Origin of the sequence: Collimonas sp. OK412, assembly GCF_900112135.1 — a bacterium.
GTDB classification, from domain to species: domain Bacteria; phylum Pseudomonadota; class Gammaproteobacteria; order Burkholderiales; family Burkholderiaceae_D; genus Collimonas; species Collimonas rhizosphaerae.
The window spans coordinates 167688-193896 of the sequence record NZ_FOLC01000007.1 but is presented as its reverse complement, the minus strand read 5'-3'; the positions used below and the strand labels follow the sequence as shown (position 1 = coordinate 193896).

20 protein-coding genes are annotated in these 26209 nt (G+C 59.6%); 8 read left to right on the top strand and 12 right to left on the bottom strand.

All coding sequences use genetic code 11. The features are described from left to right. Nucleotides 1-67: 67 nt before the first annotated feature. From mmsB to BM062_RS10205, 4 genes are all read right to left on the bottom strand, one after another. On the bottom strand, nucleotides 68-1285 hold the full coding sequence (gene mmsB, locus BM062_RS10220; RefSeq protein WP_092396404.1) for a multiple monosaccharide ABC transporter permease: 1218 nt from the start codon (nucleotides 1283-1285) through the stop codon (nucleotides 68-70). Between the two features lies 1 nt (nucleotide 1286). Then, nucleotides 1287-2825, bottom strand: coding sequence for a multiple monosaccharide ABC transporter ATP-binding protein (gene mmsA, locus BM062_RS10215; protein WP_092396402.1), 1539 nt, complete (start codon nucleotides 2823-2825; stop codon nucleotides 1287-1289). 132 nt (nucleotides 2826-2957) lie between these two features. Then, the gene (gene chvE, locus BM062_RS10210; protein WP_371326574.1) at nucleotides 2958-4016 is read right to left on the bottom strand and encodes a multiple monosaccharide ABC transporter substrate-binding protein; all 1059 of its coding nucleotides are present in this window, start codon (nucleotides 4014-4016) and stop codon (nucleotides 2958-2960) included. A 376-nt stretch (nucleotides 4017-4392) separates the two neighbouring features. Beyond that, entirely contained in the window at nucleotides 4393-5283 is an 891-nt protein-coding gene (locus BM062_RS10205; protein ID WP_092396398.1) for a LysR family transcriptional regulator, read from the bottom strand. A 174-nt stretch (nucleotides 5284-5457) separates the two neighbouring features. Here BM062_RS10205 and BM062_RS10200 point away from each other — a divergent pair, with 174 nt between their 5' ends. Then, the gene (locus tag BM062_RS10200; protein WP_092396530.1) at nucleotides 5458-6528 is read left to right on the top strand and encodes a YeiH family protein; all 1071 of its coding nucleotides are present in this window, start codon (nucleotides 5458-5460) and stop codon (nucleotides 6526-6528) included. Nucleotides 6529-6607: 79 nt separating this feature from the next. On the opposite strand, the gene BM062_RS10195 is transcribed toward BM062_RS10200, so the two are convergent. The 8 genes from BM062_RS10195 to smc form a co-directional block, all read right to left on the bottom strand. Beyond that, nucleotides 6608-7720, bottom strand: coding sequence for a porin (locus BM062_RS10195; RefSeq protein ID WP_092396396.1), 1113 nt, complete (start codon nucleotides 7718-7720; stop codon nucleotides 6608-6610). 471 nt (nucleotides 7721-8191) lie between these two features. Next, a complete protein-coding gene (gene rpiA, locus BM062_RS10190) occupies nucleotides 8192-8863 on the bottom strand; it encodes a ribose-5-phosphate isomerase RpiA (RefSeq protein ID WP_092396528.1) in 672 nt (223 codons plus the stop codon). A gap of 94 nt (nucleotides 8864-8957) precedes the next feature. Next, nucleotides 8958-10724, bottom strand: coding sequence for a cation:proton antiporter (locus BM062_RS10185; protein ID WP_092396394.1), 1767 nt, complete (start codon nucleotides 10722-10724; stop codon nucleotides 8958-8960). A gap of 220 nt (nucleotides 10725-10944) precedes the next feature. Continuing rightward, entirely contained in the window at nucleotides 10945-11481 is a 537-nt protein-coding gene (gene def / locus BM062_RS10180; RefSeq protein WP_092396392.1) for a peptide deformylase, read from the bottom strand. A 33-nt stretch (nucleotides 11482-11514) separates the two neighbouring features. After that, nucleotides 11515-12390 carry a UTP--glucose-1-phosphate uridylyltransferase GalU gene (gene galU / locus BM062_RS10175; RefSeq protein WP_092396390.1) on the bottom strand — a complete coding sequence of 292 codons (876 nt, stop codon included), beginning with the start codon at nucleotides 12388-12390 and terminating at the stop codon, nucleotides 11515-11517. After that, nucleotides 12377-14458, bottom strand: coding sequence for an NAD-dependent DNA ligase LigA (gene ligA, locus BM062_RS10170; protein WP_092396388.1), 2082 nt, complete (start codon nucleotides 14456-14458; stop codon nucleotides 12377-12379). Before ligA ends, galU begins: the two co-directional genes overlap by 14 nt. A gap of 2 nt (nucleotides 14459-14460) precedes the next feature. Continuing rightward, nucleotides 14461-15579, bottom strand: a complete 1119-nt coding sequence (locus tag BM062_RS10165; protein WP_092396386.1) for a cell division protein ZipA C-terminal FtsZ-binding domain-containing protein — start codon at nucleotides 15577-15579, stop codon at nucleotides 14461-14463. Nucleotides 15580-15937: 358 nt separating this feature from the next. Further along, nucleotides 15938-19468: a chromosome segregation protein SMC gene (gene smc / locus BM062_RS10160; RefSeq protein WP_092396384.1), complete on the bottom strand. Its 3531-nt coding sequence runs from the start codon at nucleotides 19466-19468 to the stop codon at nucleotides 15938-15940. Nucleotides 19469-19614: 146 nt separating this feature from the next. On the opposite strand from smc, the gene BM062_RS25785 reads away from it, so the two are divergent. The 7 genes from BM062_RS25785 (at nucleotide 19615) to prmB (ending at nucleotide 26120) form a co-directional block, all read left to right on the top strand. Continuing rightward, the gene (locus BM062_RS25785) at nucleotides 19615-19935 is read left to right on the top strand and encodes a hypothetical protein (protein ID WP_217647577.1); all 321 of its coding nucleotides are present in this window, start codon (nucleotides 19615-19617) and stop codon (nucleotides 19933-19935) included. Beyond that, nucleotides 19895-21109: a succinyldiaminopimelate transaminase gene (dapC, locus tag BM062_RS10155; protein WP_092396382.1), complete on the top strand. Its 1215-nt coding sequence runs from the start codon at nucleotides 19895-19897 to the stop codon at nucleotides 21107-21109. Before BM062_RS25785 ends, dapC begins: the two co-directional genes overlap by 41 nt. A gap of 106 nt (nucleotides 21110-21215) precedes the next feature. Next, entirely contained in the window at nucleotides 21216-22043 is an 828-nt protein-coding gene (gene dapD / locus BM062_RS10150) for a 2,3,4,5-tetrahydropyridine-2,6-dicarboxylate N-succinyltransferase (protein ID WP_092396380.1), read from the top strand. Between the two features lie 93 nt (nucleotides 22044-22136). Continuing rightward, nucleotides 22137-23282: a PilT/PilU family type 4a pilus ATPase gene (locus BM062_RS10145; RefSeq protein ID WP_092396378.1), complete on the top strand. Its 1146-nt coding sequence runs from the start codon at nucleotides 22137-22139 to the stop codon at nucleotides 23280-23282. Between the two features lie 23 nt (nucleotides 23283-23305). Further along, complete coding sequence (locus BM062_RS10140) at nucleotides 23306-23659, top strand: ArsC family reductase (protein WP_092396376.1); 354 nt, start codon at nucleotides 23306-23308, stop codon at nucleotides 23657-23659. A 67-nt stretch (nucleotides 23660-23726) separates the two neighbouring features. Further along, nucleotides 23727-24875 carry a succinyl-diaminopimelate desuccinylase gene (gene dapE, locus BM062_RS10135; protein ID WP_092396374.1) on the top strand — a complete coding sequence of 383 codons (1149 nt, stop codon included), beginning with the start codon at nucleotides 23727-23729 and terminating at the stop codon, nucleotides 24873-24875. Nucleotides 24876-25235: 360 nt separating this feature from the next. Beyond that, the gene (gene prmB, locus BM062_RS10125) at nucleotides 25236-26120 is read left to right on the top strand and encodes a 50S ribosomal protein L3 N(5)-glutamine methyltransferase (RefSeq protein WP_092396370.1); all 885 of its coding nucleotides are present in this window, start codon (nucleotides 25236-25238) and stop codon (nucleotides 26118-26120) included. The last annotated feature ends 89 nt before the right edge of the window (nucleotides 26121-26209 follow it).

Genomic DNA, 26209 nt, shown 5'->3' with positions numbered 1-26209 from the left:
GGACGCCTGCTATAAAATTGGAATCTGGAAAATCGCCGGCCGCGGTTAATGACCCGCAGCCGCCTTGCTATTTGTTCTTGTTGTAGACGTCGACAAATACCGCGGCCAGCAGCACCAGGCCCTTGATCACCTGCTGGTAGTCGATGCCGATACCCATGATCGACATGCCGTTGTTCATCACGCCCATCACGAAAGCGCCGATCACCGCTCCCATGACCTTGCCGACGCCGCCGGAAGCCGAAGCGCCGCCGATGAAGCAGGCCGCAATCACGTCCAGCTCAAAACCGGTGCCGGCCTTCGGTGTGGCAGTGTTGAGGCGGGCTGCGAAAATCAATCCTGCCAGCGCAGCCAGCATGCCCATGTTGATGAAAGTGTAGAACGAGACGCGCGAGGTCTTGATGCCGGACAGCTTGGCCGCCTTCTCGTTACCGCCGACCGCATAGATGCGGCGGCCGATCGTGGTGCGGTTGGCGACGAAGGTATACACCACCATCAGCAGGAACATGATGATCAGCACATTCGGCATGCCTTTATAGGATGCCAGCAGATAGCTGAAGAAAATGATGACAGCGGCAAACACGGCGTTCTTCAAGATGAAGAATACATAAGGCTCATCCTCCATGCCGTGCTTGGCCTGCTTGTTGCGGGCGCGCACCTTGACGAAAATCATGATGGCCGCGACCACGACGCCTACCAGCAGGGAAGTGATGCGCAAATCGGTGGCGCTGAAGAGATCCGGGATGAAACCCGAGCTCAGCATCTGGAAATCGTCAGGGAACGGTCCAATCGATTGCCCCTGCAGCAACGCCAGCGTCAATCCCTTGAACACCAGCATGCCGGCCAGGGTAACGATGAATGACGGGATCTTGAAAAACGCTACCCAATAGCCCTGGGCCGCGCCGATCACGGCGCCGGCCAGGATGCAGAGGATGCTGGCCAGTACGAAATTCATGTGCAGGTTGACGATCAGCACCGCCGCCAGCGCGCCGATGAATCCCACAACCGACCCCACCGACAAGTCGATATGCCCGGCCACGATGACCATCAGCATGCCCAGCGCCATGATGACGATGTAGCTGTTCTGCAGCACCAGGTTGGTCAGGTTCAGCGGCTGCATCAAGGTGCCGCTGGTCATGTACTGGAAAAACGCCATGATCGCGATCAGCGACATCAGCATGCCGTATTCGCGCATATTGTGCTTCAGGAAGCCGTTGTATTCCTTCTTTTCGGCTGCGGGCTGGGGCCGGTTTTCGCTTGCTGCCGGCGCGGTTATATCGTGGTTCATTTCAGTTGTCTCCGTTCTTCACATTCCGCACTATCGCGCGCATGATTTTTTCCTGGGATGCTTCCGCCGCCGTCATTTCGCCGACGAATTTCCCCTCGTTCATGACATAGATGCGGTCGCACATGCCCAGCAGTTCAGGCATTTCCGATGAAATCATGATGATGCATTTTCCTTCGCGGGCCAGCTGGTCGATGATGGTGTAGATCTCGTACTTGGCGCCGACGTCGATGCCGCGCGTCGGTTCGTCCAGGATCAGCACATCGGGATTGGAAAACAGCCATTTGCTGAGCACCACTTTCTGCTGGTTGCCGCCGGACAGGTTCAGCACTTTCTGGAACACGTTCGAGCAGCGGATCTTCAGCTGGCGCCGGTAATCGGCGGCAACCGAATATTCGCGCCCTTCGTCGATCACGGTCTTGTCGGCCACGCCGTCGAGGTTGGCCAGCGTAATGTTCTTCTTGATGTCCTGGTCCAGGATCAGGCCGTAGCCTTTCCGGTCTTCGGTGACATAGGCGATGCCGTTGTCGATGGCTTTCTGCACCGTGCTGACGTCGATTTCCTTGCCGCGCAAGAACACCTTGCCGCTGATGCGCTGGCCGTATGCGCGGCCGAAAATGCTCATCGCCAGTTCGGTGCGGCCGGCGCCCATCAAACCGGCGATGCCGACGATCTCGCCCTTCCTGACATTGAAGTCGACGCCCTTGATGACCTGCCGTTCCGGGTGTATCGGGTGATGCACCTGCCATTGCCTGACCTCGAAAATGGTCTCGCCGATGTCTGGCTGGCGTTTCGGATAACGGTCCGCCATCTCGCGTCCGACCATGTTCTGGATGATGCGGTCTTCGCTGATCACTTCCTTGTGGCAATCCAGGGTATCGACCGTGGAGCCGTCGCGCAGGATCGTGATCGAATCGGCGACCTTGGAAATTTCATTGAGCTTGTGGGAAATCAGGATCGAGGAAATGCCTTGCACCTTGAGCTCCAGCAGCAAGTCCAGCAAGGCGTCGCTATCGCTTTCGTTCAGGCTTGCGGTCGGCTCGTCGAGGATCAGCAGCTTGACCTGTTTCGACAGCGCCTTGGCGATCTCGATCAGCTGCTGCTTGCCGACGCCGAGGTTGGTGATCAGCGTGCTGGGAGATTCCTTCAGGCCGACCTTGGCCAGCAGTTCCTTGGTCTTGGCGTAGGAGATTTCCCAATCGATCACGCCGTTTGTCGCTTGCTCGTTGCCGAGGAAAATATTCTCTGTAATCGACAGCAGCGGCACCAGCGCCAGCTCCTGGTGGATGATGATGATGCCGATTTTTTCACTGTCGGCGATGCCGTCGAATTGCCGCGCCATTCCCTCGAAGCGGATCTCGCCGGTATAGGAACCATGCGGATAAACCCCGCTCAGCACTTTCATCAAGGTGGATTTTCCGGCGCCGTTTTCGCCGACCACGGCGTGGATCTCGCCGTTACGGACTGCCAGGTTGACATTGTCTAATGCTTTGACTCCCGGGAATGTCTTCCCGATCCCGCGCATTTCCAGGATGGTTTCCATCTGTTGTTACCTCGCTTACTTCAAACTTCGCCAGCGCCTGACTCCGGGACCTTGCAACGCGCTCATCCGCATTGCAAGGCCCGGCCAAACAAGACTCTTTATCGCTGTGTATCGCTACGTCCCAGCCGACGCTTATTTGATCTGGGCTTCGGTGTAATAACCGCTGCCGACCAGCACCTGCTTCCAGTTGGAGGCATCGACGCTGACTGGCTTCAACAGGTAGGAAGGCACAATCTTGACGCCGTTGTTATACGTCTTGGTATCGTTGATGGCGGGCGTTTTACCGCTCAACATGGCGTCCACCATGCCGACCGTCACTTTGGCCAGTTCACGGGTGTCCTTGAACACGGTCTGGCGCTGTTCGCCGCGCACGATGGATTTCACCGACGGCACTTCAGCGTCCTGCCCGGTCACCACCGGCATCGGCGACTTCGGCGTGCCGTAGCCGACACCCTTGAGCGACGACAGGATGCCGATGCTGATGCCGTCATACGGCGACAGCACTGCATCCACATGGGCGTTGCCGTAGTAGGCGCTGAGCAGGTTGTCCATGCGCGCCTGGGCTACCGCGCCATCCCAGCGCAAGGTCGAGACCTTGTCCATGCCGGTCTGCTTGCTGCGCACCACCAGCTTGCCTTTATCGATATACGGCTGCAGCACCGACATCGCGCCGTTGTAGAAGAAGAAAGCATTGTTGTCATCGGCCGAACCGCCGAACAGTTCGATATTGAACGGTCCTTTGCCTTCCTTCAGGCCCAGTGTCTTTTCGATATAGCCGGCTTGCAGCACGCCGACCTGGAAATTGTCGAAGGTGGCATAGTAGTCGACGTTCTTGGAGCCGCGGATCAGGCGGTCATAAGCGATGACCTTGATGCCCTTGTCGGCGGCTTTTTGCAGAGCGTTGGACAAGGTAGTGCCGTCAATCGCAGCGATCACCAGCACCTTGACGCCCTTGGTCACCATGTTCTCGATCTGCGCCAGCTGGTTTGGAATGTCGTCTTCAGCGTATTGCAGGTCGGTCTTGTAGCCTTTTTCCTTGAACACCTTGACCATATTGTCGCCGTCGGCGATCCAGCGCGCGGAAGATTTGGTCGGCATCGAAATGCCGATCGGACCTTTTTCCTGTGCGCCTGCCTGGGACACCAGGCCGAACGCGCCAATCAACAATCCAACAACCGTTGTTTTAATCAATTTCACAGCTTGTCTCCTTTAGTTATTTTGATCTTGCGCCTAAACATTGTGATGCACCTGCATTGACTGCCTGCGCCGTTGCCGGGTAACAGTCAATATAGACCTTTCCTGATGAAATTCCTCACTATCTTACGAACATCATCGATATCAAACAAATGAATTTTTTCGTATTTTCGATATCGCTTTAGATATTAATACGATGTGGACGAAAATTGTATCGAAGGCTTTCCGCCACCAATCCCAAGAGAATAAATACCGAAGCCAGTGTAAAAACACTTGGCTAGTCTTACTAATCACTTTTTTATCACAACCGATATCCATTTAGATATCAGTGACAGGAAGATGGCCGGCAGCGGCAGCTGCAAGCAGTACTTATTCAGGACCAGCTGCGGCAGTAAGCCAGGAACTGCATCAGCCGCAGCGACAGGATCTTGTGCTTGCTGTGGACCAGGTAGAAATGCCGGTGCAATCTCGGCAGCGATGTCTTCAGCTCCACCAGTCGTCCGCTTTGCAGGAAATCGGCCACCACGGCATGCGACAGGCAGCTGATGCCGAGGCCGGCGGCGGTTGCGTGCTTGATGGCTTCCGAATTGCCGAATTCGTAACTTTGACGCAAGTAGTGCAAATGCGGCAGCAAGGCTTGCTCGACCGCTTCGCGCGTGCCGGAGCCCGGCTCGCGCAACAGCCATTCGGCCTCGCGCAACTGCGCCACGCCGGCTTTCTTGTCGCTGACGGCCAAGGCATGCTGCGGCGAAGCGACCACCAGCAATTCATCCACCATCCACGGCTCCACCTGCAGGTCGGCGGCGTGGCTGGGGCCTTCGATCAGGCCGACGTCGACTTCAAAATTGACCACGGCGGCGACGATGTCGGCGGTATTGGCGATCGTCACCCGCACTTGCAGCTCGCCATGCTGCTGGCGGTAAGCCGCGACCAGCGAGGGCAGCAGATAACTGCCGATGGTGGTGCTGGAGCCGATCTGCAGGCTGCCGCCCTGCGCCATGCCTGGCGTCAGGAACTGCTGTTCTATGGTCTTGGCGGCATCCACCACCTGCCCCGCCTGCGGCAACAGCAGGCGCCCGTTGTCATTCAGGATCAGGCGTTTGCCGACGCGGTCGAACAGACGGCAGTCCAGCAGGTTTTCCAGCTCGTTCAGGGCGGCGCTGGCCGCCGACTGCGACAACGCGACCTGTTCGGCGGCGGCAGTGGTGCTGCCGGACTGGGCTATCGCCAGGAAAATCTGCAACTGCCTGATGGTGAGGCGCATCTTGGACCAGCCTTTGTCTGGAACAGCGAGTATCGCTGAGGGGAAATATCAACCAATCTGTTATCTACTTATAAAACAGGTAGATTATACAAAATTAATCTGTTTTTCTTTTAGATATCAAATCGCTATAGTGGTTTCCATGGCGGCACGGCCGCATCTGAATTGGACATCCTGGTGAATACCCCTACATTAACCGCAACCCGCCCGGCCAGAACGTCGTTGCCCCTGCTCGCTGGACTGGCCCTGAGCGCCCTGATTGCAGCAGCAGCGATCGCCGCCGCCAGGATCGACTGGCTGCAGGCGCACGGCTTCAGCGCATTGACCCTGGCCATTGTGCTCGGCATGCTGGCCGGTAACCTCGGCTACCAGCGGATCGCCCCCTCCTGCGCCGCCGGCGTCAATTTTTCCAAGCAAAACCTGCTGCGGCTGGGCATCATCCTGTACGGTTTCCGGCTGACGTTCCAGGATATCGGCCACGTCGGGCTGAGCGGCGTGCTGATCGACGCGATGGTCCTGTGCTCCACCTTCGGCATGGCGCTGCTGCTCGGCACCCGCGTGTTCAAGCTGGATCGCGAGACCGCCATGCTGATCGGCGCCGGCAGCTCGATCTGCGGCGCGGCCGCCGTGATGGCTACCGAGCCGGTGCTGCGAGCCAGGCCGGCCCAGGTGACAGTGGCCGTGGCGACCGTGGTGGTGTTCGGTTCGCTGGCGATCTTTCTTTATCCGCTGCTGTACCAGCTGAATCTGCATTGGCAATTCCTGGCCGCTTCGCCGCAAGCCTACGGCATCTATACCGGCTCGACCGTGCACGAAGTCGCCCAGGTGGTGGCCGCGGCCCGCGCTATCAGCCCCGATGCGGCCAATACAGCGGTGATCACCAAGATGGTGAGGGTGATGATGCTGGCGCCGTTCCTGATGCTGCTGTCGGCCTATCTATCCAGGAAAGGCAAGGCAGGCGGCGCCGCAAAAGGCCGCGGCCTGGCGATTCCCTGGTTTGCCTTCGGCTTTGTGGCGATCGTGGCGTTCAATTCGCTGAGCCTGCTGCCGGCTGCGCTGGTGTCGCATGTCAACGATGCCGACAACGTATTGCTGGCAATGGCGATGGCAGCGCTCGGCATATCCACCCATTTTTCCTCGCTGCGCACCGCAGGAGTCAAGCCGCTGGTTTTCGCCGCGGTACTGTTCGGCTGGCTGATCGCCGGCGGCGCCATGATCAACATGCTGGTGCTGCGCTGGCTGGCCTGATAAAAAAAGGCGGGGAAGCGCACTCGCCTCCCCGCCCATGCTGTCAGCCATTGCTGCTCAGCCGATCATTTGCCAACGATCAGAACTTGTGGCGCAGGCCCACGCGCAATACGTTCTGGCTGCTGTCGTCCGCTGGCGCGCTGCTGTATGCAGCATTGATCACGCCTGGGTTGTTGACATCGTTGGCGCGCTGGTTGGTGTACAAAGCGTACACGTCAGTGCGTTTCGACAGGAAGTAATCCACGCCCAGGTTCAGCTGGGTAGTCTTGCCCTTGGTCGGACCGGTAGTCTTGCGGCTGAGGTCAGCGCGGTCATAGATCACGCTGGCCAGCAGGTGCAGGTTGCCGGTCAGCGAATAATCGACGCCCAGGTCGAAAATGTTGGCCTTGGTCGCGGTAGTGATGTTGACCAGGCCGGTCGCTGCCAGCGCCGAAGCCAGCGGACGCTTGGTTTGCGACCATGCGCCGTAGATCTTGGCCGGGCCGGCCTGGTAGCTGGCGCCGAGGGTGAAAGTCTTGAGGTCGGTATCGCCAGCCTTGCTTGGCAGCGCATCGGCAGCCAGTTTGGTCTGGAAGTAACCGAGGCCGACGCCGAACGGGCCGTTCGCATAGTTGCCTGCCAGGCCGAACGATTGGCCTGCCGAGGTTTGGCCGGCGACTTCGCCGAAACCGTAGAACAGGCTGCCGGTGAAGCCGCTCAGGTTCGCGCTGTCATAGCGGATCGAGTTATTGGCGCGGACGCCGCCGACACGGTCCAGGTTATTGAAATGGCCGGCTTTGATGCCGTTGCTGCCGAATGTCTGCACCGAAGTATATTTGCTGCCGATGTCGTCCAGGTAATCGGTCTGGCGGCCGAGGGTGACGGTGCCGAAACTGCCGGACAGGCCGACTACCGCTTTACGGTCAAACAATGTATTGGCGGTTGCGAGCGAGCCGTCGTCCGCATTGAAACCGTTTTCCAGCTGGAAAACCGCCTTCAGGCCGCCGCCCAGGTCTTCCGTCCCCCGGAAGCCGATGCGGGAAGTCGCCATGTCGCCGGAATCCAGGCTGATGCGGCTATCGTTTTTTGGTCCGACTTTGCTGGTGTAAGTAAGGCCGGCATCGATCACGCCATAAATGGTGACGTTGGTTTGTGCTTGCGCATTGGCGCCGATCAGGCCGAGGGCGGCCAGTGCGAATACGGTCTTTTTCATTTCTACCCTTTGTAATATGTAAGTTGTCTTATCCCGGTGTCCTGCCTGAATATTTTGGCAACGTGCATTAGCGATGTTACTAATTGTTACAAGCTGAACGGCCTAGATAATACCTATCCATACAAAAATTGCATTGATTTCCAAGGGTTTCTTAGAAAGAAAAATAAAATTTAGGTGAAGTTGACGATTTATGTTGTTTTTTAGCAGTTGTTTATGACATTTATGACTCAGCATATGCGTTATTTGAGTTTACACAGGGTCATCGCCGGAATCGTGGCGCAGGATGTGGAATGGCCGGTGATGGTGCTGTTACATATATCCATTTGGAAATAAATTATCCATCCAGCATACGACTTGCAGAATAGCGGTAGCCAGGATATTTATTTCTAAGCAACAAACTTCTGGAATTTTCTCTGCAAAAGAAAAAGGGCCCGAAACTCGGACCCTTCTCAACACTGCACGACTGCAAGATCAGAATTTCAGCGTCTTTACGCCATCCGGCGTTCCCAGCAAGCAGACATCCGCTCCCTGCTGCGCAAACAAGCCGACCGTCACCACCCCGGTGATCTGGTTGATCTGCCGCTCCAGTTCGATCGGATCGGTGATTTTCAGGTCGACCATGTCGATGATCACGCAGCCATTGTCGGTAATCAGCGGCTTGCCGTCCTTGAAGCGCAAACGCGGTTCGCCGCCCAGCTTGATCAGCTTGCGCGCCACTACCGCCTGCGCCATCGGGATCACTTCGATCGGCAGCGGAAACTTGCCAAGCACCTTGACCAGCTTGGAGCCGTCGGCGATGCATATGAATTTCTCGGCCACCGAGGCCACGATCTTTTCACGCGTCAAGGCCGCACCGCCGCCTTTGATCATGGCGCCCTGCTCGGTGATTTCGTCGGCGCCGTCGATGTAGACGGGCATGGTCGCGACCTGGTTCAGGTCGTACACCTCGATGTCGTGCGCCCGCAGCCGCGCCGCGGTCGCTTCCGAGGAAGCCACCGCACCCTTGATGCGGTGCTTGATCTTGGCCAGTTCATCAATGAAAAAATTGGCGGTCGAACCGGTGCCGACACCGACAATCTGGCCGTCCACCACGTATTTGATTGCTTCGCGGGCAACAGCTTGCTTGAGTTCGTCCTGGGTCATGGCAGTCATGGCTTTGTCTTGAAAAAGAAGTAAAGGCGCTATTTTAACCAAACGCGGCGGCGGATTCGGAAAACAGCACCCTCGTCCGCCGATCTCAGTGATTTTCGTCGGGCTGCTGTTCCATCGTTTCACGCAGCGCGATTTGCAGTTTCGAGTGCAGTTTCACAAACCGCTGCCATAACATCAGCACCAGCGCCGCCGCTGCCACCAGCACCAGGATCAGCAGGTTGGTCGGCGGCAGGATGCGGCTGCTGAGCGCGGCGATCATCAACATGATACCGATGATGGACACCACCGGGATCACCTCGGCAATCACGCGCCTTACCGCATGGCTGTGGGATCCGGCCCATTCGGGCCTGACGCTGATTTCCGCCAGCAGCATGCTCAGCGCATGCAGCTTGCGATAGGTGGCGATCAGGAAAGGCAATGAAACCAGCAGCGCTCCGCCCCACACTATCGCATTCTGCACCTGCGCGTCCGCCACCCAGGCCGACATGCGGCTGCCGAGCGCCTCGGCAAAATAGCCGCCGATGATGAAAATCGCCACCACCAGCGCCAGGTTCACCACCACCTGCAGCAGGATGCGGCGGATGATGCGCGACAGTTCGGCGCGATCGCCCTGCGGCTGCAAGCTGTCCAGCCAGGTTGAATACATGCTGAATACCGACGCCATTTTCCGCGGCATGGCCTGCGCCAGGCGAGTGGACAGCGGATCGGCCAGCTTGATCAGGTAGGGCGTCAGCAAGGTGGTCACGGCGGAAACCGCGACCACGGTCGGATAGAGGAAATCGCTGGTGACTTTCAGGCTGACGCCAAGCGCCGCAATGATGAAAGAAAATTCGCCGATCTGCGACAGGCCCATGCCGACCCGCATCGAAGTGCGGCCGTCATGGCCCGACAGGAAAGTCGCCAGGCCGCAGCTGACCACCTTGCCCAGCACCACGGCCACCGTGATCACTCCGATCGGCAGCCAGTACTGGGCCAGGATGGAGGGATTGAACAGCAGCCCGATGGCGACGAAAAAGATGGCGCTGAACATGTCGCGCACCGGTTCGATCAGGCGTTCAATCTGGTGCAGGTGGCGCGACTCAGCCATCACCGCGCCGATGATGAAAGCGCCCAGCGCCACGCTGTACTGCATTTTCATGACCAGCAGGCAAAAACCGAAACACAGGCCGAGCACTGTCACCAGCAACATTTCCTTGCTCTTGAAGCGAGCCACGTAATCAAGCAGGCGCGGCACCACCAGGATGCCGGCCACCAGCGACACGATCATGAACAGCACCAGCTTGCCGATGGTGATCGCGGCGTCGCCGGCATCCACCGAACCGCTGGTCGCGACGCCCGACAGCAAGGCGATCATGCCGATCGCCAGCACATCCTCGACGATCAGGATGCCGAAAATCAGCTGGGCGAATTTCTCGCGTTTCATGCCCAGTTCATTGAGCGCCTTGACGATGATGGTGGTCGACGACACCGACAGCATGGCGCCGAGGAATACCGCGTCCATCGTTTTCCAGCCGAAATAGATCCCGATCTCGTAACCGACCCACAGCATCAGCGTAATCTCCGCCAGGGCCGCCACAAAAGCCGTGGCGCCGACCTTGCCAAGTTTCTTCAGGCTGAATTCCAGGCCCAGCGAAAACAGCAGGAAGATCACGCCCAGTTCGGCCAGGATCTGGATCGTGCGTTCATCCGTGATCAGGGAAAACGGCGGCGTATGCGGCCCGATGATGACGCCGGCGACGATGTAGCCAAGCACCACCGGCTGCTTGAAACGGTTGAACAGCACTGTCACGACGCCAGCGATCAGCATGATCACGGCCAGGTCCTGGATAAACGTTTCTACCGCATGGTGCATGGATGGGTTTCCGAAGTAAGCGAATTGGGGAGACGCACAGACAGCAGCGGCGGAGATGCGCCGCGATGCAAGGCTGCGATGGACCCGGCACGGCAGGCAGCAACCCCGTCGCGCTTGGCTTTCTTGCAATTATATATTGACGGCAATCGCCGACGCCGTATTGAATTCCCCGGCGCCGGATGCAGGCTTGCCGCTTACCTGTTGCTGTAAAAGCGGCGGCTCAATCGTCGTGGCCGGGATCCAGCTCGGGGAACAGCACTTCGGTGTAACCGAAGCGCGTGAAATCCTTGATCCGCATCGGATACAGGATGCCGTTCAGGTGATCGCATTCATGCTGCACGACACGCGCATGGAAACCGTCGACATCGCGGCTGATGGCGGCGCCAGACTGGTCGAAGCCTTCGTAGTGCAAACTGGTCCAGCGCGGCACCACGCCGCGCAGCCCGGGCACCGACAGGCAACCTTCCCAGCCGTCTTCGATTTCGTCGGAAAGCGGACGCAGCACCGGATTGATCAGCACCGTTTCCGGCACCGCCGGCGCATCCGGGTAGCGCACGTTGTTCTTGAAACCGAAAATCACCAGCTGCAGGTTGACGCCGATCTGCGGCGCCGCCAGGCCGGCGCCGTTGACTGCATGCATGGTGTCGAACATGTCGGCGACCAGCGCCTCCAGCTCAGGCGTGCCGAAAGCGGTGACAGGCTCGGCTTGCCGCAGCAGGCGCGGATCGCCCATTTTCAGGATTTCACGAACGGTCATGATGCAGTCTCTGGTTAGTCTGGAACGGGGTGGTTATTTAAACTGCTTCAGGTACTCGGCAAATTCGGCGCCGGTTTCCGGATGCTTCAGGCCCATCGCCAGCGTCGCTTTCAGGTAACCCAGCTTGGAGCCGCAATCATAGCGCTGGCCGGCGTAGCGATAGGCCAGCACACGTTCCTTTTTCATCAACGCGGCAATGCCGTCGGTCAGCTGGATCTCGCCGCCGGCGCCCTTGCCCAATCCTTCCAGGCAATCGAAAATGCCATTGGTCAGCACGTAGCGTCCGACCACCGCCAGGGTGGATGGCGCCTGGTCAGGCTGCGGTTTTTCAACGATGCTGTTGACCTTTTCCAGGTCCTTTTTATACGCATCGATGCTGACGATCCCGTATTGCTTGGTGTCGGCGCGCGGCACGTCCTGCACGGCCAGCAAGCTCGATTTTTCGGTGGCGAAGATATCGGTCATCTGCGCCAGCACAGGCTTGTGCCCGGCCGCCACGTCCATGAAATCGTCGGCCAGCAACACTGCAAACGGATCATCGCCGACCACCGGACGCGCGCACAGCACCGCGTGTCCCAGGCCCAGCATTTCCGACTGGCGGATGAAAATGCAGTTGATATGCTTGGGAATGACGTTTTGCACCAGTTCCAGCAAGCGTTCCTTGCCGGCCGCCTCCAGTTCGGTTTCCAGTTCGTAGGCTTTGTCGAAGTGATCTTCGATCGCGCGCTTGTTGCGGCCTGTAATGAACACCATGTCGGTGATGCCGGCGGCGACCGCTTCTTCCACCGCATACTGGATCAAGGGCTTGTCGACGATGGGCAGCATTTCTTTAGGCTGGGCCTTGGTGGCCGGCAGGAATCGGCTGCCCAGGCCGGCGACGGGAAATACGGCTTTTCTAATCTTGGTCATGATCGCTTTCTAAAAGAGTGCGGAATCCGTCCTCATCCAGGATAGGGATGTTCAGTTCTTCCGCTTTAGTCAGTTTGCTGCCGGCCTCGGCGCCCGCGACCACATAGCTGGTCTTCTTGGAAACCGAACCTGTCACTTTGCCGCCTGCCGCCTCAATCATGGCAGCGGCGGCATCGCGCGTCAGGGTCGGCAGGCTGCCGGTCAGCACGAAGGTCTTGCCTAACAAGAACTTGGACCCGCCGACAGCCGGCAAGTTCTCCGGCCAGTGGATACCGGCCGCGCGCAGCTGCTCGACCAGTTCCCGGTTGAGCGGATCAGCAAAGAAAGCCAGCAATGACCGTGCCACCACAGGACCGATATCGGCAACCTCCATCAACTGTTCTTCGGAAGCCTGCATCAAGCCGTCGATATTGCCGAAATGCGCCGCCAGCTCTTTCGCCGTCGCCTCGCCGACATGGCGGATGCCGAGCGCATAAACGAAGCGCCCCAGCGTGGTCGACTTCGATTTTTCCAGCGCGGACATGACATTCTGCGCCGACTTGTCGGCCATGCGGTCCAGCGCCGCCAGCTTCACCAGGCCCAGCTTGTACAGGTCGGCCGCAGTATGGATGATATCGCGGTCAACCAGCTGTTCGATCAGCTGGTCGCCCAAGCCTTCGATATCCATCGCCCGGCGCGATGCAAAGTGCTGCAAGCCGCCCTTGCGCTGCGCTGCGCATTTCACCCAGCCGCCGGAACAGCGCGCGATAGCTTCATCCTCCAGCTTGACGATGGCGGAACCGCAAATCGGGCACTCGCTCGGCATGACAAACGGCTGCGCATCCGCCGGCCGCAGTTCCGGCACAAAGGACACCACTTCCGGAATCACGTCGCCGGCACGGCGCACGATCACGGTGTCGCCGATATGGATATCCTTGCGCCGCACCTCGTCTTCATTGTGCAGGGTGGCGTTGGTTACCGTGACGCCGCCGACAAACACCGGCGCCAGGCGCGCCACCGGGGTGACGGCGCCGGTACGGCCGATCTGCACTTCAATGCCTAGCACCTGGGTAGTGGCTTCTTCCGCCGGGAATTTATGCGCCAGCGCAAAACGCGGCGCGCGCGACACGAACCCCAGCGTCTGCTGCTGCAGCAAACGATTCACCTTGTAGACCACGCCGTCGATTTCGTAGGGCAGCTGCGCGCGCTTGCTGCCGATATCGCGGAAGAAGTCCAGCAGGCCGTTGGCGCCTTTGACGATGCCGCGCTCCTTGCACACCGGCAGTCCGAGCTGGCTGTACCAGTCGAGCAGCGCCGAATGCGACGGCGGCATCTCGGCGCCTTCCAGCGCGCCGATGCCATAGGCGAAAAAGCGCAGGGTGCGTTGCGCGGTGATGCGCGAATCGAGCTGCCGTAAACTGCCGGCTGCGGCGTTGCGCGGATTGGCGAACTCTTTCATCTCCGCTTCGCGCTGGCGGGCGTTGAGTTTGGCGAAATCGTCCTTGAACATCAGCACTTCGCCGCGCACGTCCAGCACCTTCGGCGGATGCTCGGCATGCAGCCGCAGCGGAATCGCACGCACGGTGCGGATGTTGCTGGTGACGTTTTCGCCGGTGGTGCCGTCGCCGCGGGTGGCGGCTTGCACCAGCACGCCGTCTTCGTAGCGCAGGTTGATGGCGAGGCCGTCGAACTTCAGTTCGGCGGCGTACTCGATATCGCTGTCAACCTGGGTGTCGAGGCCATCCCTGACACGGCGGTCGAATTCAACGATATCGTTGTCTTCAAAGCCGTTGCCCAGGGACAGCATGGGTATCGAATGCGTCACCTGCTCAAACAGCGGCAGCGGCGCAGCGCCCACGCGCTGGGTCGGCGAATCCGGCGTATTGAGTTCCGGATGCGCCAGTTCCAGCGCCTGCAGTTCGCGGAACAGCTGGTCGTATTCGGCATCCGGAATCGAGGGATTGTCGAGCACGTAGTAAGAGTGGTTGTGGCGGTTCAGCTCGGCCGCCAGCCAGGCCGCGCGCGCACGCCATTCGGCGGCCTCGGGAGCATTTCCCGGACCGCCTGCTTGTGATGATAGTGAAGACATAGTTAACTGAATAGACGCAAAGCCCGAATCGAGCCGGCTGGAATTTCAGCGGCATCCATTTCACGGTAAAAGGCATCGACCTGGCCGGCAATCTCGGCCAGCTGGACATCGGCCAGGGGCTGGTTGCTGTCGTCGACCAGCACGCCGCCGAGGCGCGCCGCCAACGAACGTGCGCAGGCCACCATGGCGCCGTAGCCGTCGCGGTCAGGCGCAACCCGCGGCACGTCGAGCAGCAAGGTCAGGCGGCTGGTGGTTTCCGCCACCGCGCTGGCATTGGTGGACAAAGAGAACAGCAAGCCGCCCTCGCCGTCCGACATCACCATGCGGCCCTCCGGCCGGGCGTCGAATCCCTGGCGGGTCAGCGCCGCCAGCAAGGTGCTGATGGCCCATGGCGCGCCGTTGGACTGGATATTCACGCCCAGTTGGGCATCGTGTTCCACCACGAACTGATGCAGAGAGCGTGCGGTGTGCATCACTTCCGACATGTCCGGCAAATCCGGCTCGGCGCCGAGGTCGTCGGCGATCTGGCGCAAACGGGTGACCAGCTCGGAATATTCGATTTCGTTCAGCGGATTGGTGCGGTTGGCCAGCTGCACGCCGGCCAGCAAGGTGCTGTAGATGCCGCCGTGCGCCACCGGTTCCCATTCGCCGTTGGCGTCTTCGCCGATGAAATGGATAGGCTTGTTGCCGACATGGCGCAGGGTTTGCAGCGCCGGCAAGGCTTTGTCGCCGCGCACCGGCGCTTCCAGCGCCAGCGGAATCGCGCAATCGATCAGTTCGTCCACCGGCAGGTCCTTGCGCACTGCAGGCGCGGCGGCAGTGGCCGGATTGCCGAGCTGCGGCTCGATGGCCTGCTGCTCCGCGCTCTGCTCCAGGTCGTCGCGCGGCAGCGCGTCGGCATCAAGCTCACTGTCGAACAATTTCGGTTCATGCCGCGCCGGCGCTTCGCCGCTGTCTTTCCCGGCGGCCTTGCCGGGGGTCATCAGGACATCGTCATGCGACCCTGAAAACGCCCGCTCGACACTCTTCTTGGCTTTGTATTCCTGCCACTTGTTATAGGAAATGACGCCGACAAGAAACGCGCCTCCGATGATAAACAGGCTTGCTTGTAAATCTGTCATTCTGCTGATGCCTTAATAGCGGACGCTGCCGAGCAAGCGGCAAACGCGCTGTGAATTCGCGATTGAAATCGAGGACTGGTCATTGATTGCATCCGAGGAAAAAACACTTCTAAAATAGTTGTCAGTGACCGCGTATATGGTTATTTCTTATTTAAAACCCAAAGTACTCCCCATCAAAACCATTTTTTCTTATAAAAACAATACAAGTATTACTGTATATACCGCCAACGTAAAAATATTGAGACAATTTTTTACAATATATTGCATTACGACCAGAAATTCAGCTTAGTGGCGTCTAAAAAAGTTGTCAAGCAGGCCAAGCTTCGATGACAGCCCGCCGGCGGCCTTGGTTTTCCGCTTAAGCTGCCACGGCGTCGCTGGCAAAACTCCTCGCCGCTTCCATGTCGACCGCCACGATCCGCGACACGCCCTGCTCCTGCATCGTCACCCCGATCAGCTGTTGCGCCATTTCCATCGCGATCTTGTTATGCGAAATGAACAGGAACTGGGTATTGGCCGACATCCGCTTCACCATGTTGCAGAAACGTTCGGTATTGGCATCGTCGAGCGGCGCATCGACCTCGTCCAGCAGGCAGAACGGCGCCGGATTCAGCTGGAACATCGAAAACACCAGGGCCGTCGCGGTGAGCGCTTTTTCACCGCCGGACAGCAGGTGGATCGTTGCATTCTTCTTGCCCGGCGGCTGCGCCATGACCTGCACGCCGGAGTCGAGGATTTCGTCGCCGGTCATGATCAGCTTGGCCTGGCCGCCGCCGAACAGGATCGGGAACAGCTCGGCGAAATGGTGGTTGACCTTGTCGAACGTATCTTGCAGCAGGTCGCGCGTTTCCTTGTCGATCTTGTGGATTGCATCCTGCAGCGTATTGATGGCTTCGGTCAGGTCGGCGTTTTGCGCATCCAGGAAATTCTTCCGCTCGGACGCCTGCGCCAGCTCATCCAGCGCCGCCAGGTTGACCGCGCCCAGGCTAGCGATGGCATTGGTCAGGCGGGTAACTTCGCCCTGCAGATACGAGGGCCGCATTTCGGCGGTCAGCTTCTCGCTCAAGGCGGCTTCGTCGGCCTGCGCTTCGAGCAGCTGCTGCACGTACTGTTCCTGGTTCAGGCGCGCAGCCTGCTCTTTCAGCTGCAATTCCATGATGCGCTCGCGCTGCGGCTGCAGGCTGCGCTCGGCTTGCAAGCGTGTTTCTTCATGCTGGCGCAGGTTCTGCGACACCTGGTCCAGCTCGTGGCGGGTATCGGCCAGCGCGCGTTCCTGTTCGCTGCGCTTGTCCAGCAGATCCTGCAGGCCGGCTTGCGCCGCCTGGTCGTCCAGGCTTTCCAGTTCCAGGTGGCCCTGCTGCATGTTGGCGAACAGCTGCGCCGCCTGCTCCAGCGCGGTGGCGATGCTGCGCTTGAGTTCTTCGATCTTGTTGCGATGGGATTTTTCAGCGAACTCGGCTTCTTGCGCCGCACGCTCCATCTCGCGCAGGCGCTGGCGCGCATCGTTAAGCTGCTGTTCTTTGCCGAGGTAGTCGGTCTGCCCGTCTTCATGCTTTTCCTGCAGCTCCGCCAGTTCCATGTCCAGCTGCTCGAACTTGGCTTCCGATTCCATCTTGACCTGCTGCTGCTCGCTTTCCTGCGCGGCGATTTCAGCCAGGTCGGAAGCAATTTGCGAGCTGCGCTGGTTAAAGCGCTCCTGCAGCTCGGACAATTTCATGACATCGATCTGCAAACCGTGCACGGCCTGCGTCAGGCCGGCATGGCGCTGGCGCATTTCCTGCAAACGCTGGGTGGCTTGCGACAGCGCCGCTTCAGCGCGCACCGAACGCGAGCGGGCTTCGTCGGCCAGCATCTGCTGCGCGCGCAGCTGCTTGGTGATGTTTTCGATTTCCTGCTGGCGCGCCAGCATGCCGTCCTGCTCCGAATCGGAAGCATAGAAACGCACGCCGGTCTTGCTGATGACGTGACCCTGGCGCGTGACGAAGCTGGCTCCCAGCGGCAGTTTGCTGCGCTCGGCAAAGGCGGTCACGGTGTCGTCGGCGGCGTAGAAATTGTGCAGCCAGTCCTGCATCAATACCCGCAAACCCGGATCGTTCAGCTGCAGCAGGTTCAGGAAGGGCTTGAGTCCGGCGGGTGCTTCAATATTGCCGGCCGGTGCTACGCCGTTCGGCGAGAACAATGCCAGCTTGGCCGGCGGCGCGTCGTTGAAGAAGGCTTTGGCCCAGTCCAGGTTCGACATCTCCAGCGCCGAAGTACGTTCGCGCAGCACCGACTCCAGCGCGGTTTCCCAGCCGCCGTCGATATGCAGTTTTTGCCACAGGCGCGGCAATCCTGCCAGTTCGTGTTTCTGCAGCCAGGGCTGCACCTTGCCTTCGGTCTGTACGCTTTCCTGCAATTGCTTGAGCGCCGTCAGGCGCGCTTCCAGCTGCGCGTTGTTGGCGCTTTCGGCGTTCACCTGCTGCTGCGCGTCGCGCCGCTCTTCTTCCAGGCGCGGCTGCTGTTCCTGTACTTCTTCCAGCTGCATGCTGACTTCTTCCAGCCCGGCCTGCTTCTCTTCCAGCTGCATGCGCAAGTTGGTCAGGTGCGCATTGTCCGGCAGGTTCAAGCCGTTCTTTTCCTGCGCCAGGCGTTCGCGCCGGCTGCCCAGGCCGTTCAGGATATTCGAGGCGTTGCGCTGGTGGGTGGATTCCAGTTCAATCTGCTGCTGGATCTGCATGATCTGGCCGCGCGACTCGGTGCTCTTCAGCTGCGCCTCGCGCCAGCTCTGCTCCAGCGCCGGCAGCTGGTCGTTGTGCTGCTGCGACGCTACTTGCGATTGCTCGACCCGCGCCGCCAGTTCTTCCAGGTGCATCTCGGCCTCGACCAGGTCGTCCTGGAACTGGCTGCCCTGGCGCTGCCACTGGTCGCGCTGCGCGGTCAGGGAATTGAGCTGGGACTGCAGGCGGTTGCGCGATTCGATGACAAACTTGATCTGCGCTTCCAGGCTGCCGATTTCGGAATTGGTCTGGTACAGGTGGCCTTGCGCCTGGTGCATGCGGTCGCCGGCGGCATAGTGCGCCTGGCGCATGTGCTCCAGCTCGGTTTCGACATGGCGCAGCTTGGCGGTCTGCTCTTCCAGGTCGAGCTGGGCTTTTTCAATATCGCGGAAATGTTTTTCCTGCTCGGTCTTGGCCTCGTTCTTGCGCAGCAGCCACAGCAGTTTCTGCTTTTCTTCCTGGTCGCCTTGCAGCTCATGGAATTTCTGGGCGACAGCCGCCTGCGACTGCAGCTTCTCCAGGTTGGCGTTGAGTTCGCGCAGGATGTCTTCGACCCGCACCAGGTTTTCGCGGGTATCGTTGAGCCGGTTCTCGGTTTCGCGGCGGCGTTCCTTGTACTTGGAAACGCCGGCGGCCTCTTCCAGGAAAATCCGCAATTCTTCCGGACGCGCCTCGATGATGCGCGAAATCATGCCCTGGCCGATGATCGCGTAAGCGCGCGGGCCAAGGCCGGTGCCGAGGAAGATATCCTGGATGTCGCGCCGCCGTACCGCCTGGTTGTTGATGTAATAAGTGGAGGTGCCGTCCCGCGTCAAGGTGCGCTTGACGGCGATTTCCGCATACTGGCTCCACTGCCCCGCGGCTTTGCCGAGGCCGTTGTCGAACACCAGTTCGACCGATGAGCGGCCAGCCGGCTTGCGGTGCGAAGAACCGTTGAAAATGACGTCCTGCATCGATTCGCCGCGCAGCTCGGAAGCCTTGGATTCACCCAAGACCCAGCGCACAGCATCGATGATGTTGGACTTGCCGCAACCATTAGGTCCGACCACGCCGACCAGCTGGCCGGGGACCTGGAAATTGGTGGGATCGACGAAAGACTTGAATCCTGATAATTTAATGGAGGTTAGACGCACGTTATCGACAGTTCTTATCAAAGTCGGCGAAAAAGCAGCCGCCACACTTCACACTATAAAAACGAGGAAAAACCTCGCAGGAGGTCGACATCATAACATTCCGCCCCGCCATATATGCGATCCGATGGCCGTCATGGGCCGGAAATATGATTGTTACTTTAACGGCAAAACCTGTGCCGATTAACAGACCGCCGCACAAGAAGGATGAGCTTCCGTTTTGTGGACGCAGCGCCAAAAAAGTTCAAGAAGACAATGGAAAGCCGAAAAAATCATGCGGAATCTGCTTTTCTCATTCGCAAAACCCGGCAATGCCAGCGATCAAAGCCGCACTTCTGTATATAATGCAAACAGCGCAATCCTGCCTTTTGCAGCCGTTTTTCCCTTTCCATTTTTGTTATTCATCCGTCCTTATTTGCCAACCGCCACGTGAATCCATTACTAGACCGGCTGCAGCCGTATCCGTTTGAAAAACTGCGCGCCCTATTCGCCGGCGTCACGCCTAATCCTGCGTACCAGCCCATCAGCCTGGGAATAGGCGAACCCAAGCACCCGACCCCGAAATTCATCCAGCAAGCCCTGGCCGACAACCTGAACGGCCTAGCAAGCTATCCCAGCACCATCGGCGCGGAACCCTTGCGGGCTGCGATTGCCGGCTGGCTGGAGCGCCGCTATGGCTTGCCGCCGCTCGATCCGGCCAGCCAGATCCTGCCGGTCAACGGTTCGCGCGAGGCGCTGTTCGCGCTGGCGCAGACGGTGGTCGATCCGGCCCAGCAGGATGCGCTGGTGATGTGTCCCAATCCGTTTTACCAGATCTATGAAGGCGCGGCTTACCTGGCCGGCGCCCAGCCGTATTTCGTCAATTCCGACCCGGACCGCAACTTCGCCCCGGATTATCGCGGCGTGCCGGACGATGTCTGGCCGCGCGTCAAGCTGCTGTACCTGTGCTCCCCCGGCAATCCGACCGGCGCCGTGCTGTCGCTGGAGGACTGGAAAGAACTGTTTGCGCTGTCGGACCGGCACGGTTTCGTGATCGCCGCCGACGAGTGCTATTCCGAGATTTATTTCAAGCCGGAAGCGCCGCTGGGCGGGCTGCAGGCGGCCCACATGCTGGGCCGTGAGGGTTATCCGCGCCTGATCGCCTTTTCCAGCCTGTCGAAACGCTCCAACGTGCCGGGCATGCGCTCCGGTTTCGTCGCCGGCGACGCCGCCATCCTGAAGAAATTCCTGCTGTATCGTACTTATCACGGCGGCGCCATGAGCCCGCCGGTGCAAGCGGCTTCGGTCGCCGCCTGGAACGACGAAACCCACGTCGTCGAAAACCGCGCCAAATACATGGCTAAATTTCAACAAGTCACCCCTGTGCTGCAAACCGTGCTGGATGTGGCGCTGCCGGACGCCGGCTTTTACCTGTGGGCCAAGGTAGGCAGCAAGGACAACAAGTCGGCTGCAATCTCCGATACCGACTTCGCCAAGCGGCTGTATGCCGAATATAATGTAACGGTATTGCCCGGCAGCTATCTGGCGCGCGACGCCCATGGCAGCAATCCGGGCCGGCAACGCATCCGCATGGCATTGGTGGCGGAAGTCGAGGAATGCCTGGAGGCGGCGCAACGCATCGCAGCGTTTTGCCGAGGCCTCTAGCCTGCGGCTCCGGGCAGCCTGATCCTAGGTATTGCGCCATGGCGATGCACTTTATGCGCCGTCATGGTCAAATCCATGTTTTTAAACTTTCAATCAACGAATAATCATGACTCAATCCTTGCAAGCATTTATCGACCAAGCCTGGGAACAGCGCACCGAATTCTCGCCTAAGACAGCGCCGGCCGACGTCCGCGAAGCCGTCGCCAAGGTCATCGCCGAACTGAACCAGGGCACATTGCGCGTCGCCGAAAAAACCGACGGCAACTGGGTGGTCAACCAATGGATCAAGAAAGCCGTGCTGCTGTCGTTCCGCCTGGAAGACAACCTGCCGATGCCGGCCGGCGACAACATGCAGTTCTATGACAAGGTGCCGACCAAGTTCGCCAGCTACACCGCGGAAGATTTCGCCAAGGGCGGTTTCCGCGTGGTGCCGCCGGCGGTTGCCCGCCATGGCAGCTTCATCGGCAAGAACGTTGTGCTGATGCCGTCCTATGTCAACATCGGCGCGTATGTCGATGAAGGCACCATGGTCGACACCTGGGCCACGGTCGGATCCTGCGCCCAGATCGGCAAGAACGTCCACCTGTCCGGCGGCGTCGGCATCGGCGGCGTGCTGGAACCGATGCAGGCCAACCCGACCATCATCGAAGACAACTGCTTCATCGGCGCCCGTTCGGAAATCGTCGAAGGTGTGATCGTTGAAGAAAACTCGGTGATCTCGATGGGCGTCTACATCGGCCAGTCGACCAAGATCTATGACCGCGCCACCGGTGAAGTCACTTACGGCCGCATCCCGTCGGGTTCGGTGGTGGTGTCAGGCAGCCTGCCTTCGGCGGACGGCAAATACAGCTTGTATTGCGCGGTTATCGTCAAGCGCGTCGACGCCAAGACCCGCGCCAAGACCGGCATCAACGAACTGCTGCGCGAAGCCTGATTCAGGCAGGTCCGGGCTTGACGTAAAAATGCGCAAGCCCGTTGCGATTTCATAATAATAATTTGCACTTTTCTTGCACCGAGGAGTTTTTTGATGGCAATGGATCGCTTGTTTCGTCTGATGCAGGAGAAGGAAGCATCGGACATGTTCTTGGCGCCGGGTTCGCCGATTCATCTGAAGATCAAGGGCCAGATGGTCCCGGTCAACCAGCAGACCATGGACGACAACACGATCCAGATGCTGCTGAAGGAAGTGCTGCCGGCCGACCGCCTGCAGGAACTGGAGCGCAACAACGAACTGAACCTCGGTTTGCCGGTGGCCGGCGTCGGCAGTTTCCGGCTGTCGGCGTTCCGCCAGCGCGGCAGCATCTCGGCCGTGATCCGCTATATTCCGTATGAAATCCCGCCTTTTGAAGAATTGCGCCTGCCGCCTGCCCTGACCGAGCTGATAGGCCGCAAGCGCGGCTTGCTGCTGGTGGTCGGCGCCACCGGTTCCGGCAAGTCGACCACCATCGCCTCGATGCTGGACTATCGCAACAAGACCCAGGCGGGCCATATCCTGACCCTGGAAGATCCTATCGAATTCCTGTTCCAGAGCCATCGCTCGATCGTCAACCAGCGTGAAATCGGCAGCGACACCACCGACCTCAACGGCGCCCTGAAGAACGCCTTGCGGCAGGCGCCGGACTGCATCCTGATCGGCGAAATCCGCGACAAGGCCACCATGTCGGCCGCCATGGCCTACGCCCAGTCGGGCCACCTGGTGGTATCAACGCTGCATGCCAACAATACCTATCGCGCGCTGAACCGCATCATCAGTTTTTATCCGCTGGAGAACCGGCCGGCGCTGCTGGAAGACCTGGCCTCGACCCTGGCGGCAATCGTGTCGCAGCGGCTGGTCACCACCGTCACCGGCGAACGCACGCCGGCGGTGGAAATCATGCTCAACACCCGCCACGTTTCCGAACTGATCGAAGAAGACAACATCAGCCAGATCAAGGAAGCGATGGAGAAGAGCCTGGCGCCCGGCTCGCAGACCTTCGAGCAAGCGCTGATGCAATTGATCGACGACGGCGTCATCACCCAGGACGAAGCGCTGGCGCACGCCGATTCGCCAAGCAACCTGTACTGGCTGATCAACAACCACACGCCAAGCTCCAAAAAGAACTCAGTGCCGGTGCTGCCGGAACCGGAGCGCGTCGAAGGAGCAACCTTCACCGAATTCACGCTCGACCTGTAAACACTTTCACCCGCACGCAATCCATGGCAATTACTCTGTACGGCATTCCCAACTGCGACACGGTCAAGAAAGCCCGCACCTGGCTCGAAGACCAGGAAATCGCGTACACGTTCCACAATTTCAAGAAAGACGGCGTCAGCGCGGAGCTGGTCGCCACCTGGCTGAAGGACATTCCCTGGGATACCCTGGTCAACCGCAAGGGCACTACCTGGCGCGGCCTGCCGGAACAGCGGCGCAACGGCATCACGGACGGCATCAGCGCCACTCCCTTGATGCTGGAACTGCCGTCCATCATCAAGCGGCCGGTGCTGTTCACCGGCAAGCAAGCGTATGTCGGCTTTTCGGATGCGCTGTACCAAGAGATATTCAGCCAATAAACGCAGCGAATAAGTTCGACCAACAAGCTCCACACAAGACATAACAGAAATGCCGCACACAACCACAATGAGCAAGCATAGCAAAACCCTGGCGCTGGCCGAACAGCTGATCGCCCTGTCGTCCGTCACGCCGCAAGACAAAGGCTGCCAGGCGCTCCTGATCGAACTGCTGGCGCCGCTCGGTTTTGCCTGCGAAACCATCCAGTCGGGCGACGTCACCAACCTGTGGGCGCGCAAGGGCACGACGCGGCCGCTGCTGGTGTTTGCCGGCCATACCGATGTGGTGCCGACCGGCCCGCGCGAACAATGGCAATCCGATCCTTTCCTGCCCAGCCACCGCGACGGCAAGCTGTACGGCCGCGGCGCCGCCGACATGAAAACCTCGATTGCAGCGATGGTGGTGGCAGTGGAAGAGTTCACCCAAGCCCGTCCCGGTCATTCCGGCTCCATCGCCTTCCTGATCACCAGCGATGAAGAAGGCCCGGCGACCGACGGCACCGTGGTAGTCTGCGAAAAACTCAAGGCGCGCGGCGAACAGCTCGACTACTGCATCGTCGGCGAACCGACCTCCAGTTCGACGCTGGGCGACATGATCAAGAACGGCCGCCGCGGCACCATGTCCGGCAAGCTCACGGTGAAGGGCATACAAGGCCACATCGCCTATCCGCAGCTGGCAAAGAACCCGATCCACCTGGCCGCCCCGGCACTGGCGGAACTGGCTGCCGAAAAATGGGACGAAGCCAACGAATATTACCTGCCGACTTCCTGGCAGATGTCGAATATCCACGGCGGCACCGGCGCCTCCAATGTGATCCCGGGCGAAGTGGTGATCGATTTCAACTTCCGCTTTTCCACCGCCAGCACCGTCGAAGGTTTGCAGCAGCGCGTGCATGCGATCCTGGACAAGCATGGCCTGGAGTACACCCTGGCCTGGACCGTAGGCGGCCGGCCGTTCCTGACGCCGCGCGGCGCGCTGAGCGACGCCATCGCCTCCGCCATCAAGGCCGAAACCGGCATCAATACCGAGCTGTCCACCACCGGCGGCACATCGGATGGACGTTTCATCGCCCAGATCTGCCCGCAGGTGATCGAATTCGGGCCGCCCAACGCCAGCATCCACAAGATCGACGAACATGTTGAAGTGCAGTTCATCGATCCGCTGAAAAACATCTACCGCCGTACGCTGGAGAACCTGTTGCCGCCAGCCGCGGCATAAGAGCTCGGGCGCACGATCCGGCCCTTCCCAAACTGGACGGCAGCCATGCCCAAGCCCGGCTGGCCGGCTTTATCCTGCAACAAGAACAACAGAAAACGCTCGAATTCTAGGATAAGGACGGCCGGCGCACCGACACTCCCCACGCGCTGCGCACCGAGGCGGCCGATCATGTCCGGAATGCCTTGGACACACTCAGATATAATGCGGTCTTGACCAAATCCTGACAAGATGGCGCCGATACCCGGCTTATTAAGCCGGCCGCGCCCATCCAGCCTGGCATTTCCGTTAGAATCCGCCTGACATTTGCAAAGCGCCACGCCCAGGCGCTGCATCACCAGCCTTACTTTTACTGCCCGTGCCATGACACCACAATCCTTTACCACTATCCGCGACTTGCTGCGCTATGCAGTGACCCGTTTCAATACTGCCGGCCTGTTCTTCGGCCATGGCAGCAGCAACGCGCTGGACGAGGCGGCCTACCTGATCCTGCATACGCTGAAGCTGCCGCTGGACAAGATTGAACCGTTCTTTGACGCCCGCCTGCTGCCGCATGAAATCGACGCCGTGCTGCAGGTCATCGAAAGGCGCAGCACCGATCGCGTTCCTGCCGCCTACATCACCAATGAAGCCTGGCTGGGCGACTACCGGTTCTATGTCGACCAGCGCGTGATCGTGCCGCGCTCGTTCATCGCGGAACTGATTCCCGACCATTTCTCGCCGTGGCTGCAAGACCCCGAGGCGGTCAGCAACATACTGGAACTGTGCACCGGCTCCGGCTGCCTGCCGATCATGCTGGCGGACGCATTCCCGCAAGCGCACGTCGATACCGCGGACATCTCGGCCGATGCGCTGGCCGTGGCGCGCCGCAATGTCGATGACTACGAACTGCAGGACCGCGTCACGCTGATCGAATCCGACCTCTACAGCAAGGTGCCGGCCAAAAAATACGACCTGATCGTCACCAATCCGCCGTATGTCAATTCCGGTTCGATGGGCAAGCTGCCGCCGGAATACCTGCGTGAACCGCACATTGCCCTGGCCGGCGGCGACGACGGCATGGACCTGGTGCGCAAGATTGTCGCCGGCGCCAGGCAGCGCCTCACCGCAAACGGCGTGCTGGTGGTCGAAATCGGCAACGAGCGCGCCTTCGCCGAAGCGGCATTCCCGGACCTGGAAATGACCTGGGTCTCGACCAGCGCCGGCGACGACATGGTATTCCTGCTGACCGCAGACCAGCTGCCGTAAGCGGCACGGGCGCGGCGCCCCGATAACAGTCAATAAGCAACGCAAGATCATCACGACCTGCATGTCGTTTCAACCACATGCATGGCCAC

Coding starts and splice junctions, on each gene's coding strand:
- mmsB (WP_092396404.1), bottom strand. CDS start 1,285: ATGAACCACGATATAACCGCGCCGGCAGCAAGCGAAAACCGGCCCCAG.
- mmsA (WP_092396402.1), bottom strand. CDS start 2,825: ATGGAAACCATCCTGGAAATGCGCGGGATCGGGAAGACATTCCCGGGA.
- BM062_RS10205 (WP_092396398.1), bottom strand. CDS start 5,283: ATGCGCCTCACCATCAGGCAGTTGCAGATTTTCCTGGCGATAGCCCAG.
- BM062_RS10195 (WP_092396396.1), bottom strand. CDS start 7,720: ATGAAAAAGACCGTATTCGCACTGGCCGCCCTCGGCCTGATCGGCGCC.
- rpiA (WP_092396528.1), bottom strand. CDS start 8,863: ATGACCCAGGACGAACTCAAGCAAGCTGTTGCCCGCGAAGCAATCAAA.
- BM062_RS10185 (WP_092396394.1), bottom strand. CDS start 10,724: ATGCACCATGCGGTAGAAACGTTTATCCAGGACCTGGCCGTGATCATG.
- def (WP_092396392.1), bottom strand. CDS start 11,481: ATGACCGTTCGTGAAATCCTGAAAATGGGCGATCCGCGCCTGCTGCGG.
- galU (WP_092396390.1), bottom strand. CDS start 12,390: ATGACCAAGATTAGAAAAGCCGTATTTCCCGTCGCCGGCCTGGGCAGC.
- ligA (WP_092396388.1), bottom strand. CDS start 14,458: ATGTCTTCACTATCATCACAAGCAGGCGGTCCGGGAAATGCTCCCGAG.
- BM062_RS10165 (WP_092396386.1), bottom strand. CDS start 15,579: ATGACAGATTTACAAGCAAGCCTGTTTATCATCGGAGGCGCGTTTCTT.
- BM062_RS25785 (WP_217647577.1), top strand. CDS start 19,615: ATGATTGTTACTTTAACGGCAAAACCTGTGCCGATTAACAGACCGCCG.
- dapD (WP_092396380.1), top strand. CDS start 21,216: ATGACTCAATCCTTGCAAGCATTTATCGACCAAGCCTGGGAACAGCGC.
- BM062_RS10145 (WP_092396378.1), top strand. CDS start 22,137: ATGGCAATGGATCGCTTGTTTCGTCTGATGCAGGAGAAGGAAGCATCG.
- BM062_RS10140 (WP_092396376.1), top strand. CDS start 23,306: ATGGCAATTACTCTGTACGGCATTCCCAACTGCGACACGGTCAAGAAA.
- dapE (WP_092396374.1), top strand. CDS start 23,727: ATGAGCAAGCATAGCAAAACCCTGGCGCTGGCCGAACAGCTGATCGCC.
- prmB (WP_092396370.1), top strand. CDS start 25,236: ATGACACCACAATCCTTTACCACTATCCGCGACTTGCTGCGCTATGCA.